At 61.2% G+C, this 11,917-nt stretch carries 12 protein-coding genes; all 12 read right to left on the bottom strand.

Annotation, left to right across the window (positions count from 1 at the left end; genetic code table 11):
- Window positions 1-197: 197 nt before the first annotated feature.
- The 12 genes from CUJ91_RS29605 to CUJ91_RS29550 all read right to left on the bottom strand — a co-directional run bounded on the left by CUJ91_RS29605 (window position 198) and on the right by CUJ91_RS29550 (window position 11,897).
- Window positions 198-563, bottom strand: coding sequence for a DUF3658 domain-containing protein (locus tag CUJ91_RS29605; protein WP_107707055.1), 366 nt, complete (start codon window positions 561-563; stop codon window positions 198-200).
- Between the two features lie 80 nt (window positions 564-643).
- Window positions 644-1,315, bottom strand: coding sequence for a glutathione S-transferase (locus CUJ91_RS29600; RefSeq protein ID WP_107707054.1), 672 nt, complete (start codon window positions 1,313-1,315; stop codon window positions 644-646).
- 90 nt (window positions 1,316-1,405) lie between these two features.
- Window positions 1,406-2,629: a dienelactone hydrolase family protein gene (locus tag CUJ91_RS29595; protein ID WP_107707050.1), complete on the bottom strand. Its 1,224-nt coding sequence runs from the start codon at window positions 2,627-2,629 to the stop codon at window positions 1,406-1,408.
- 43 nt (window positions 2,630-2,672) lie between these two features.
- Window positions 2,673-4,313 carry an AMP-binding protein gene (locus tag CUJ91_RS29590; protein ID WP_107707049.1) on the bottom strand — a complete coding sequence of 547 codons (1,641 nt, stop codon included), beginning with the start codon at window positions 4,311-4,313 and terminating at the stop codon, window positions 2,673-2,675.
- Between the two features lie 61 nt (window positions 4,314-4,374).
- Entirely contained in the window at window positions 4,375-4,770 is a 396-nt protein-coding gene (locus CUJ91_RS29585) for a RidA family protein (RefSeq protein ID WP_107707047.1), read from the bottom strand.
- Complete coding sequence (locus CUJ91_RS29580) at window positions 4,767-5,210, bottom strand: acyl-CoA thioesterase (protein WP_114157813.1); 444 nt, start codon at window positions 5,208-5,210, stop codon at window positions 4,767-4,769. The genes CUJ91_RS29585 and CUJ91_RS29580 overlap by 4 nt, the downstream gene beginning before the upstream one ends.
- On the bottom strand, window positions 5,207-6,439 hold the full coding sequence (locus CUJ91_RS29575) for an acyl-CoA dehydrogenase family protein (RefSeq protein WP_114157812.1): 1,233 nt from the start codon (window positions 6,437-6,439) through the stop codon (window positions 5,207-5,209). Before CUJ91_RS29575 ends, CUJ91_RS29580 begins: the two co-directional genes overlap by 4 nt.
- 1 nt (window position 6,440) lies before the next feature.
- Complete coding sequence (locus CUJ91_RS29570) at window positions 6,441-7,292, bottom strand: enoyl-CoA hydratase family protein (protein ID WP_114157811.1); 852 nt, start codon at window positions 7,290-7,292, stop codon at window positions 6,441-6,443.
- A 31-nt stretch (window positions 7,293-7,323) separates the two neighbouring features.
- Window positions 7,324-7,896: a MarR family winged helix-turn-helix transcriptional regulator gene (locus CUJ91_RS29565; RefSeq protein WP_114157810.1), complete on the bottom strand. Its 573-nt coding sequence runs from the start codon at window positions 7,894-7,896 to the stop codon at window positions 7,324-7,326.
- Complete coding sequence (locus CUJ91_RS29560) at window positions 7,893-8,666, bottom strand: SDR family NAD(P)-dependent oxidoreductase (protein WP_114157809.1); 774 nt, start codon at window positions 8,664-8,666, stop codon at window positions 7,893-7,895. Before CUJ91_RS29560 ends, CUJ91_RS29565 begins: the two co-directional genes overlap by 4 nt.
- Window positions 8,663-11,035 (bottom strand): bifunctional salicylyl-CoA 5-hydroxylase/oxidoreductase, encoded by a 2,373-nt coding sequence (locus tag CUJ91_RS29555; protein WP_114157808.1) that lies wholly within the window; start codon window positions 11,033-11,035, stop codon window positions 8,663-8,665. Before CUJ91_RS29555 ends, CUJ91_RS29560 begins: the two co-directional genes overlap by 4 nt.
- 118 nt (window positions 11,036-11,153) lie before the next feature.
- Window positions 11,154-11,897 (bottom strand): SDR family NAD(P)-dependent oxidoreductase, encoded by a 744-nt coding sequence (locus CUJ91_RS29550; RefSeq protein ID WP_114157807.1) that lies wholly within the window; start codon window positions 11,895-11,897, stop codon window positions 11,154-11,156.
- Window positions 11,898-11,917: the final 20 nt, after the last annotated feature.

Below are 11,917 nucleotides of genomic sequence, written 5' to 3'. Positions count from 1 at the left end.
GCTAATCATGGGGCGACGGCTTCCCGTCTCCCGTTTCGTACCACCGTACTCCCGACGCACGCGGCGCTTCATCACGCGGGTTGCCGGTGCCGATCTCAACCGAGCGCTGCAGGCAGCGGCGCAGTCGCATCACTTCCTAGGTTGTTGCGCGGTTCGCGCACACGGCTGGGATAGCATGCACTGCGTGCGGCGGCGCATCAGCGCTCACTCGTGCACTCGCCACTTGTCGACCGCGGCAACCGGACCTCGCTATAGCCCATGCGCTTCAGATCGCCGACCGCCTCGACAAGACCCTTCTCTACCATCAGCCTTATCCGCTGCGCGTAAAAGACATCGCCCAAACCCGGATATAACGACTGGTCGGCGAATTCGCTAATAGTCGTACCCACGACTCTCGCAACCTTCCGCCAGTTGTCGACAATGTTAGCAATGGTTGCAGCATCTATGGCATGCAGATCTGCTTCCGTGAGGCGACTGACCGCTTCCTGCTGTGCAGCGGTCAACGGCGGATTGTCGCCGTGCGGGTCGTAGTCTTCCGGGTATTGATGGACTGACTTGATCATCCTGCGGGTGTCCTTTGTTCTTTTTGAAATCGCGGGAGTTTAGTGCAACGATGCATTCCGCGCCATGGCTCGTCACCCGATCACCCCCCACCCACAACCCCATACTCCCCACCCCTCTCCAAAGCCCGCCGATACGCCGCGCGCGCATGAATCCTCTGCAAAAACGCAGTCACAGCAGGCAGCCGCATCCCACCGCGCGCCGTCGCCGCCTCAAGCGGAAAACTCATCTGCACATCGGCGGCAGAAAACTCATCGCCAGCAAACCACGTGCTCTTACTCAACTGCTCCTCGATATACCCAAGATGCAGCTTCAACTGCGGATCGACGAAACTCGATTGCAGCGTCCCCGCGATCTTTCGCGCGATCGGCTTCGCAAAGAAGGGCATCGGCGCACTCGCGATACGCAGCGCGATCAGCTTCAGCAGCAACGGCGGCATCGCCGACCCTTCCGCGTAATGCAGCCAGTACGTGTAACGCAAACGCTCGGGGGTGCCGGCCGCTGGCGCAAAGCGCCCCTGTCCATACTTGTCGACCAGATATTCGATAATCGCGCCCGACTCGGCAATGGTCAGCCCATCATCAGTAATGACCGGCGACTTGCCGAGCGGATGCACCGCGCGCAACTCGGGCGGCGCGAGCATCGTTTTTGGATCGCGCTCATAGCGCTTGATCTCGTACGGAACGCCGAGTTCTTCGAGCAGCCACAAGACGCGTTGCGAGCGCGAGTTATTCAAATGATGGACAGTCAGCATGGTCGATAAACGGTGGCCAATGGAACGTCACATCATAGGGCTATTGTGCAGAGGCGGGCCTCTAGCCGCACCCTTGCACGAAACAAAGAGTCACACGCGCGACTTCGCTCCCATCAACTCATTAGAAGGCAAGCTCTCATCGAGCAACTTACGCGCGCTTTCAATCCCCGCCACCGGCAATCCCTCGGGATCGAGCAAGCCCACCTGCACCAGCACACTCGCCTGATCCCAGTAGATATGCTCGTTATAAAGCTTGTCGCCGCGGAAGCACACCACAGCCAGCATCGGCACTTCAAAGTACTTTCCCGTCGGCGCAACACCCGGCAATAGCCAGTCGATTTCGCAGCTATGCGTGCAACTGAAAATGAATTCATCGACGATACGATCCGCGCCGATAGTCCGCGAAATCGGAATCAGCTTCGTGTCGGGCGGATTCGAGTTAACGAAGTGATGCGTGTAAAAGCGCTTGAGATTGTCATGACCGACACCGCCGGTCATCGTCGGAACGTGATTGACGTAAGGCTCGGCGACCATCGTCGGCATGACCGCTTCCACGTCGCGCGTCGCGAACTCGTGATAGCAATGCGCTTCCCACAACGCGTTGAGATCGTAGACAGGCCCGAGTACTTTGCGCAACAGCGCCAGCGTGCGCGAATACGCCATCATTGCAGCAGGCTTGTCGTATTGCGGACGCGCAGGCGCGGCAAACGCATGATCGCAACCGGGGTACACGTACTGCTCGATTTGCGGACGCGTGCGCAACGCAGCGCTGATCCGCTCGCGCGTTTCCGGCGGACACATCGCGTCGTTCCCGGGGAAGTGAAACACCATCGGACAACGCACAGCCGGTACTTCGTCCAGATACGCATCGAGGCCCACGCCGTAGTAACTCACCGCGCAATCCACATCGGTACGCGCCGCGCTCAGAAACGCGAGCTTGCCGCCGAGGCAGTAGCCGACCGCGCCAACCTTGCCGGCCTGCTCGGGCATCGCGCGCAACGCGGCAACGGTGGCCGCGATATCGTCGACGGCAAGGTCGGTGTCGAATTGCGCCAGATAGTCGAGCGCCTGCTTCATGTCGGCGTCGCCATAACCGAGTTCGATGCCTGGCTTGATGCGCCAGAACAGATCGGGCACCAGCACCACATAGCCTTCTTCGGCGAAGCGCTCGGCCGTCGCCTTCATGGTCTCGTTGATGCCGAAAATTTCCTGCAGCAGAACGAGCCCAGGGCCCGAGCCTTGCGCCGGACGCGCAACGTAGGCATTGAAACGGCCGCCGTCCTGGGCGACAACTTCGATGAAAGAGCCGGCCATGCGTGTGTCTCCTGACGTCTCGTAAGATTTGCGAGGAAGAGGGCTACGCCATCGTACGCAATTCGAACCGCTTGAGCTTGCCTGTTTCAGTGCGCGGCAGTGAATCGACGAACACGATAACGCGCGGATACTTATACGGCGCCACCGTATTCTTCACGAATTCCTGCAACTGTGCGACGAGTTTGTCGTCGGCTGTATAGCCGGGATTGACGACGATGAACGCCTTCACGATCTGCCCGCGCGTGTCGTCCGGCACGCCGATCACGCCGCATTCGGCCACGGCTTCATGTTGCAGCAACACGCTTTCCACTTCCGGACCGGAGATGTTATAGCCGGCTGAAACGATCATGTCGTCGGCGCGCGCCTGGTAGAACACGTAGCCGTCTGCGTCGATATAAACTGAATCGCCCGGCAGATTCCAGCCGTCGCGCACGAATTTCAATTGCCGTTCATCGGCGAGATAACGGCAGCCGGTCGGCCCGCGCACCGCGAGCTTGCCGATGGTGCCTGGCGCGACCGGTTGCATCGCGTCGTCCACGGCTTGCACGACGTAGCCCGGCACCGCGCGGCCAATGGCATGCGGGCGTATCTCGCTGCCCTGCGCCGAAATAAAAATGTGGATTAACTCGGTGCCGCCAATTCCGTCGATCATGTCGATGCCCGTCGCGTCGTGCCATAAACGCCTCGTCGAATCAGGCAATGCCTCGCCGGCCGCCACGGTTTTCTGCAAGCTCGACACGTCATGATGCGGAATGAGCGGCGCCATCTGCCGATAAAAAGTCGGTGCGGTGAACATGATGGTCGCGTGAAAGCGCTCGACGGTCTGCAACAACGTCTCGGGCGTGAGTTTCTCGATCAGTACCGTCGACGCCCCCACGCGCAGCGGAAAACACAGCAAGCCGCCAAGCCCGAATGTGAAAGCGAGCGGCGGCGTGCCGCAGAAAATATCGCTGGCGGAAGGGCGCAACACATGACGCGGAAACAGATCGCACATCGCCAATACGTCGCGATGAAAATGCATGCAGCCTTTTGGCGCGCCTGTCGTGCCGCTCGTGAACGCGATCAGACAGACGTCGTCGGCTGCGGTATCGCATGCGGTAAAGTCGTCGGGCTTATTGACGGCGAGCGTATCGAGCGAATCGGCTGCGTCGTCATGAAACAGCAGCGTTTGCTTTAACTCCGCGCAATAGAATTCGTCTTGCGGATCGGTGCAGCGCGCGAGTTCTTCGGTCAGGCGCGCATCGCAAAGCGCGGCGCTCGCCTGCGCCTTTACGATGATCTGCTTCAATTCCTTTGCGCGCAGCAGCGGCATGGTCGGCACGACAACGAGTCCGACTTTGAGCGACGCAAGCATGGCGACCGCCATCTGCAACGTATTAGGCCCGCGCAACAGAATGCGATTGCCAGGGTGCAAACCCATTTCATCGACGAGTACATGCGCGCTGCGATTGACCATCGCGAGCAACTCGTTATACGTGGTGGCGCGCGGCTCGCCGTCCACCAGCGACCAAACAGCCGGACGCTCGCCGTGACCTGCTTCGATCGTGCCATCGAGCAACTCCGTTGCGCAATTGAAACGCGCCGGATAAGCGACGTCGGGGTTGTCCAGCAGAAAAACAGGCCATTGATCCTGCGGCGGAAGATTGTCGCGCGCGAAAGTATCGACGTGTGCTGACGGTTCCATCGTGGTCTCCCCGGTATCGAGCCGGCTCCATGCGCTTCAGTTGACGAGAGCTTGCGTGTCCTTACTGCGGAATGACGGCGGTGGCTTCGATCTCGACCTTGGCTTCGTCCTCGATCAACGCGACGACTTGCACCGCGCTCATCGCGATGTCGTAGTCGCCGATCAACTCGCGAAACGCGCGGCCGATTTCCTTCAATGAGTCCAGGTACGCGCGTTTGTCGGTGACGTACCACGTCATTCGCACGAGATGCTCGGGTTTGCCGCCGGCTTCGTGCAGCACGGCGAGTACATTTTTGAGCGCCTGAATCGCCTGGCCGGCGAAGTCGTCGGTCTGAAATTGCGCCTGTTCGTCCCAGCCGATCTGGCCTGCAATGAACACTTGCGTGCCGGTTGCCGCGACGCCGTTTGCGTAACCGCGTGGCTTGATCCAGCCAGCGGGAAGAAGTGCTTTTTTCATGAGCGTTGCGCCTCGCTGAATTCGGGCTGGGGAGCGAACATCGCGAGTGCGTTGGCGATGTCGGTGGGAATGTCGATCGACCGGCCGCTTTCAAGCGACGTCGTCACGAGTACCTGTTTCGCGCGGAAACGTGTCTCGCCGTTGCAATGACCGAGAATGTCGATGCTGATCGAGCGGCGGCCGATTGCGCTCACGCTGAGCGTCAACATGATCGTTTCGCCCATCTGGCTCGGCCGTGAAAACTCGCAGTCGAGTTTGACGATAGGCAACCCGATGCGGCGCTGGGCGATCATCTGCGCATAGTCGATGTGCAAGCCCTCGTTGAACCAGTCTTCGACGAGCGCATTCGTCATCACCAGATACTGCGGAAAGAACACGATGTCCGCAGGATCGCAGTGCGAAAAGCGGATACGTACGGGCCTTTCGAAGTGCGTGGTCATTTCGCGCTCTCTCCAGCGGCGGCGCTTGCGGCTGCGTGCGCCTTCAGCAGATCGCGGCCGACGATCAATTGCTGCACCTCCGTCGCGCCTTCGTAAATGCGCAGCGCGCGAATCTCGCGATACAGCATTTCGACCGGCACGCCGCTTTGCACGCCCATACCGCCATGAAGCTGCACGGCGGCGTCGATGACCTGTTGCGCGCCTTCGCTCGCGTGCCATTTCGCCATTGCCGCTTCGCGTGTCACGCTTTCGCCCTGATCGCGCAACCAGGCCGCGCGATAGACGAGGAGCGCGCTGCTGTCGATGGTCAACGCCATCTGCGCGAGCTTCGCTTGCGTCAGTTGAAAGTCGGCGAGCGTCTGGCCGAACATCTTGCGCGACGCGGCGCGCGCGAGTCCCTCGGCCATCGCATGCCGCGCGAATCCGAGCGACGCAGCCGCAACGGACGTGCGGAAAATATCGAGTGTGCGCATGGCGAGTTTGAAGCCTTCGCCAGGCGCGCCGAGCATCTGGCTGCGCGGTACGCGTGCGCCCGCGAAATGCAGACGCGCGAGCGGATGCGGCGCGATGACGTCAATGCGTTCGGCGATTTCGAGTCCCGGCGTATCCGCGTCGACGATGAACGCGCTGATGCCGCGCGCGCCCGGCGCTTCGCCGGTGCGTGCGAACACGACGTAGAAATCGGCGATGCCGCCGTTCGAAATCCACGTCTTGTCGCCGTCGAGTACGTACGCGTCACCGTCTTCGCGCGCAGCCAGCGACATGGCGGCGACGTCAGATCCCGCCTCCGGTTCGGACAACGCAAAGGCCGCAATCGCGGTGCCGTTCGCCACGCGCGGCAAGTAGCGGGTTTTCTGCTCATGCGTGCCGCCGAGCGAGATCGCGCCTGAGCCGAGGCCTTGCATCGCGAGTGCGAAATCTGCGAGGCCCGAATGTTTGGCCAGCGTTTCGCGCAGCAGGCAGACCGCGCGCGTGTCGATGGTGTCGCCGTGGCCGCCGTAAGCGACGCCGCCGACGCCATACTTAAGCCATCCGCTTGCGCCGAGTTCGCGCACGAGCCGGCGGCACGCCGCATCGACATCATCGCGCTCGACGTTTGCCGTGTGTTCGGCATCGGACAAATTCTCGCGGCACCAGGCCTCAATGCCCGCAGCCAGCTCACGATGACGCGGCTCGAAAAAAGGCCACGCGAGCGCGCTATGCAAATCGATGTGCTTATCGGCGCTCACGTCAATCTCCCTCGAACACAGGGCGCGATTTCGCAGCGAACGCCTGATATGCGCGCTCGAAATCGCGAGTGCTCATGCAGATGGCCTGTGCCTGCGCTTCGGATTCGATCGCTTCGTCAATACTCATGCTCCATTCCTGGTGCAGCATCTTCTTCGTGATGCCGTGCGCGAATGTCGGACCGGCGACGAGATCGGCGGCGAGTTTCTGTGCTTCTTCAGGAAGCTCGGCGGGCTCGCAAAGCCGGTTATAGAAACCCCATGCATAGCCTTCGTCGCCGCTCGCCGAGCGTCCCGTGAAAAGCAGTTCGGCGGCGCGCCCTTGACCGATGATGCGCGGCAAGATCGCGCAAGCGCCCATGTCGCAACCGGCGAGACCGACCCGCGAAAACAGGAAGGCGAGCTTGCTGCGCGCGGTGCTAAGGCGCATGTCGGACGCCATCGCGAGAATCGCGCCTGCGCCGGCGCACACGCCGTCGACGGCGGCAATCACCGGCTGCGGACAATGGCGCATCGCTTTCACGAGGTCGCCCGTCATGCGCGTGAAGAGCAGCAGTTCGGGCATCGGCAGGTCGATCAGCGGCGCGATGATGTCGTGCACGTCGCCGCCCGAGCAGAAGTTCTCTCCTGCGCCGTGGATTACGACGGCCTTCACGTCGGTCGCATACGCCAGCTGGCGGAACAGGTCGCGCAACTCCGCATACGATTCGAACGTGAGCGGGTTTTTGCGCTCCGGGCGATTGAGCGTGATCGTCGCGACTTTGTTCGCGACCGACCAGCCGAAGTGCCGCGCTTCGTAATTCGCGAGTGTGACGCGGTTGCCTGCTAATAGCGCGTCGGCGTTTGTTTGTGACATATGCGTGTGTCCTCCTTGAATGCGCGAGGCCTTAGTCCTTCAGACTATCCAGCAGATGCTTCTTCAACTTACCAAGCCGCTGATGCGTGCGCGACTTCTCCTCGAGACTCAAGCCGCCGAACAGCTCCACAACCCATTGCTCATGCGCGGCCGCCATCCTGTCGAACGCTTTGCGGCCCGCAGGCGTGAGGCACACGCTAATCGAACGGCGATCGTTCGGATCGTTATCGCGCGAGACGAGGCCTTCTTTCTCGAGCTGATCGGTAATGCCAGTGACGTTGCCGCCCGTCACCATCAGCCGACGCGAAAGTTCGGTCATCTTCAACCCTTCAGGATGACGCTCGAGTTGCGCCATCAAATCGAATCGCGGCAACGTGGTGTCGAATTCGTTACGCAGACGCTTGCGCAATTCGGCCTGCACAAGGTTCGTCGTGGTCAGCATGCGCAGCCACAAACGCAAGCCCATGTGACTGTCGGCGCCAGTGCTCATTTCCAGATCCACGACGTTCTCCGCGGGTTTCGCGACGCCTTTGCGCGGCGCTTTGGCTTCTGCTGCCTTCGCGTCGCCGGGGGCAATCTTCTTGACGTTGGATGACTTGCTCACATCACTTCTCCACCGGCGATGGAAATGGACTGCCCCGTGATCGCATCAGAGCCAGGCTGACATAACCACAGCACCGCATTCGCAACCTGCTCGGGACTCACGAAGCGATGCTGCGGATTCGAGCGAAGCAGGCTTTCGCGCGCCTGTTCTTCCGTGCGCGAAGTCTTGCTGGTGATTTGCTCGAGCGACGCATGCAGCAGTTCGGTTTCGGTGTAACCGGGACAAACCGCATTGACGGTGATGCCTTTGGTCGCGACTTCGAGTGCAAGCGAGCGCGTAAGACCGATCACGCCGTGTTTCGCCGCGCAATACGCGGCCACATACGCATAGCCGATTTGCCCCGCTGTACTCGCCACATTAACAATGCGTCCGTTCTTGCGTTCGAGCATGCCCGGCAACACTGCACGCGTGCCGAGAAAGACACCGGTGAGATTCACGTCGAGCATGCGCTGCCATAGCGTCATGTCGGTATGCGTGAACGGCGCGGCTTGGGCCTGACCCGCGTTGTTGATCAGTATGTCCACCGCGCCCGCTTTACTGAAAGCCTTCGCGACGGACTCTTCTTGCGTGACATCGACGGTGATGCTCGCGACATCGCCCAATGCGTGGCATTTTTCGCGCTGCATTTCGAGCCGCTCCGCATTGCGGCCCATCAAGGTGACGCGCGCGCCGACGCGCAGCAGTGCTTCGGCAATAGCGGCGCCGATACCGCTGCCGCCGCCAGTGACGACAGCATGCTGTTCCGCGAGTGACGAGTGGTTTGAATTCACGTGGTTCCTTCCGCGCGCTGTGCGCGCTCTTGCGCCGACAAACCTGCATTGGCCAGAGCCTGTGCGCGTTCGCGTTCCAGGTTGCGTTCGAGTTGCGACTTCGCGGCGATGTATTGATTGGGCCACGTTACGTCGAAATAGCCTATTTTCGCGGCCTCATTCAACGTCCACGATGGATTGGCGAGATGCGGACGCGCGATCGCGCACAGATCGGCGCGGCCGGCGGCGATGATGCTGTTCACGTGGTCCGCTTCCGAAATCGCGCCCACGGCGATGGTCGCGATGCCCGCTTCGTTGCGCACGCGATCGGCGAACGGCGTCTGAAACATGCGGCCATAGACGGGCTTTTCTTCCTTGCTGACCTGACCCGACGACACGTCGATCATGTCGGCGCCCGCGGCTTTGAATGCGCGCGCGATCTGCACGGCGTCGTCGGGCGTCGTGCCGCCTTCGACCCAATCGTTCGCGGAAATGCGCACGGAAATGGGCTTGTCTTGCGGCCACACCGCGCGAATGGCCCTGAAGATTTGCAGCGGATAACGCAGACGATTTTCGAGCGAGCCGCCGTATTCGTCGGTGCGACGGTTGGTGAGCGGCGACAGAAAGCTCGACAGAAAATAGCCGTGCGCGCAGTGCAATTCGAGCCAGTCGAAGCCGGCTTCCGCGGACATTTGCGTTGCGCGCGCGAACTGCGCTTCGATTTCGCGCAGGTCGTCGTGTGTTGCTTCGCGCGAATGCTGGCTGACGCCGCGCAGATACTGCTGCGGCGATGCGGAAATGAGCGGCCAGTTGCCTTCGTCGAGCGGCTGATCGATGCCTTCCCATGCGACGCGCGTCGAGCCTTTTGCGCCGGAGTGGCCGAGTTGAATGCCGATTTTCGCATCGGACTGGCGATGCACGAAATCGACAATGCGCTTCCACGCGGTGAGATGCGCGGGCGCGTACATGCCGGGACACGCTGGCGTGATGCGCGCCTCGGGAGACACGCAGGTCATTTCCGTCATGACGAGCGCGGCGCCGCCCATTGCGCGCGCGCCGAGATGCATCAGGTGATAGTCGCCGGCAATTCCGTCGACGGCCGAGTATTGCGCCATCGGCGACACCACCACGCGGTTTTTCAGCGTGACGCCGCGCAACGTGAACGGCGTGAACATGGGCGGGACCGAATGCTTTTGCGGCGCTCGCTCGACGCCCGAACGTCGCGCGAGCCAGTCTTCGAAACTGGACACATAACGCGCGTCGCGCTCGCGCAGGTTCTCGTGCGAGATGCGCTGTGAGCGCGTGAGCAGCGAGTACGCGAACTGTTCGGGCTCGAACGATGTATAGCGCTCGACGTGCTCGAACCATTCCGTCGAATTGCGCGCGGCGTTCTGAATGCGCAATACGTCGACACTGCGCACTTGCGTGTAGTGCTCCAACGCCGCATGCAGATCGTCGCGATGCGCGCCGATGCTGTTGGCGAGTTCGATCGAATCTTCGAGTGCGAGCTTGGTGCCCGAGCCGATCGAGAAATGCGCGGTGTGCGCGGCGTCGCCCATCAGCACGACCGGCGTTTGCGTGCCGTCTGCGTTGCTGCGCCAGTGCACCCATTCCTCGTTGACCACGCGCGGAAAGCGAATCCATTGCGATGAGCCGCGCAAATGCGCGGCGTTGGAGAGCAGCGGATTGCCGTCCAGGTACTTCGCGAAGAGCTTCTCGCAGAATGCGATGCTTTCTTCCTTGCTCATTTCGTCGAGTCCGGCGGCGCGCCATACGCGCTCCGGCGTTTCGACAATGAACGTGGATGTCTCGTCGTCGAAACGATAGGCGTGTGCCTGAAACCAGCCGAATTGCGTCTTTTCGAATGCGAAGGTAAACGCGTCGAATAACTTCCGCGTGCCGAGCCACACGAAGCGGCAATCGCGCATGTCTACGTTCGGCTTATAGGCCGAGGTGTACTTCTGACGAATGGCGCTGTTCGCTCCATCGCACGCGACGATCAGGTCGGCTTCGTACTGGGTGTCGTCAGTGACCTGCGTTTCGAAGACGAGCTTCACGCCCAGTTCCTCGCAACGCACCTGCAAGATATTCAGCAGACGTTTACGGCCGATGCCGCAAAAGCCGTGACCGGACGAGCGCACTTTGCGTCCGCCGAAATGGATTTCGATGTCGTCCCAGTGATTGAACGCGTTCAGTATTGCGTCGGCGCTTGGCGCATCGGCGGCGCGCAGGTTGCCGAGCGTCTGATCCGAAAAGACGACGCCCCAGCCGAAAGTGTCGTATGGACGGTTGCGTTCCACGACGGTGACATCGTGCGCCGGGTTGCGGCTCTTCATCAACAGGGCGAAGTACAACCCCGCCGGGCCGCCGCCGATACAGACGATGCGCATGCTGTTCCCCACTGTGGACTTTGCTGTGGGGTTAATTTAGGTCTAGATAGTTTAGATGTCAAGTAAAAGGCGTTGCGAGACCAGGCGGCCAGCCCATGATCCACTTAACGCTCAACGCTTAACGCATGAAAAGCCCGCCGTTGATGTCCCAGCAAGCACCGTTGGTGAAATAGGCATCTGGCGATGCGAGCAACACGGCGACGTCCGCGATATGAGTTGCAGAGCCGAGGCGCCCCACCGGAATGCCTGCGATGATCTTCCCCAGCTTCTCCGCCGGTACGGTTTCATGGACGATGGCCAGATCGAGCGGACCCGGCGAGATAGCATTGACAGTCACGCCAAGCGGGCCGAGATCGCGAGCGAAAACTTTCGTGAGCGTGAGAGCGCCGCCTTTTGCCGCGGCGTAATGCGCGCCGGTCGCCGAGCCGCCGTTTTGTCCCGCGAGCGAAGCGATATTCACGATGCGCCCTGCGCCCTTTGTCGCGAAGTGCTGTCCGAAAACCTGGCAGCCGAACAGCACGCTGCGCAGATTCACGTCGATGACCTGATCGAACTGCTCGGCCGTAATGTCCATGACCGGAACGATTTTCGATGCACCCGCGTTGTTCACGAGCGCATCGATCGCGCCCCAGCGCTCGAGCATCGCATCGCGTGCGGCCTCAAAGTCCGCCTTCGATGTGACGTCGAGCCTGATCGCAAACGCACGCGATCCATCGCTGCTCAGTTCGCGGGCGAGCGCTTGAGCGGCGTCGACGGCAATGTCGCCTAACGCGACCCGATACCCGGCATCGAGAAAGCGGCGCGCGAGCGCTGCGCCCAATCCTCTCGCAGCGCCTGTAACGAGCACGACTCTACTGGACATAAGCGCGGCTCCTCAATGTG

Source organism: Paraburkholderia graminis, from assembly GCF_003330785.1.
Taxonomy (GTDB): domain Bacteria; phylum Pseudomonadota; class Gammaproteobacteria; order Burkholderiales; family Burkholderiaceae; genus Paraburkholderia; species Paraburkholderia graminis.
Note: the sequence above shows the minus strand (reverse complement) of the source record. Positions and strands in the feature narration are given on the sequence as shown.

Bases quoted from the DNA above. Each gene is read 5' to 3' on its own strand.
- CUJ91_RS29605 (WP_107707055.1), bottom strand. From the start codon at position 563: ATGATCAAGTCAGTCCATCAATACCCGGAAGACTACGACCCGCACGGC.
- CUJ91_RS29600 (WP_107707054.1), bottom strand. From the start codon at position 1,315: ATGCTGACTGTCCATCATTTGAATAACTCGCGCTCGCAACGCGTCTTG.
- CUJ91_RS29595 (WP_107707050.1), bottom strand. From the start codon at position 2,629: ATGGCCGGCTCTTTCATCGAAGTTGTCGCCCAGGACGGCGGCCGTTTC.
- CUJ91_RS29590 (WP_107707049.1), bottom strand. From the start codon at position 4,313: ATGGAACCGTCAGCACACGTCGATACTTTCGCGCGCGACAATCTTCCG.
- CUJ91_RS29585 (WP_107707047.1), bottom strand. From the start codon at position 4,770: ATGAAAAAAGCACTTCTTCCCGCTGGCTGGATCAAGCCACGCGGTTAC.
- CUJ91_RS29580 (WP_114157813.1), bottom strand. From the start codon at position 5,210: ATGACCACGCACTTCGAAAGGCCCGTACGTATCCGCTTTTCGCACTGC.
- CUJ91_RS29570 (WP_114157811.1), bottom strand. From the start codon at position 7,292: ATGTCACAAACAAACGCCGACGCGCTATTAGCAGGCAACCGCGTCACA.
- CUJ91_RS29555 (WP_114157808.1), bottom strand. From the start codon at position 11,035: ATGCGCATCGTCTGTATCGGCGGCGGCCCGGCGGGGTTGTACTTCGCC.
- CUJ91_RS29550 (WP_114157807.1), bottom strand. From the start codon at position 11,897: ATGTCCAGTAGAGTCGTGCTCGTTACAGGCGCTGCGAGAGGATTGGGC.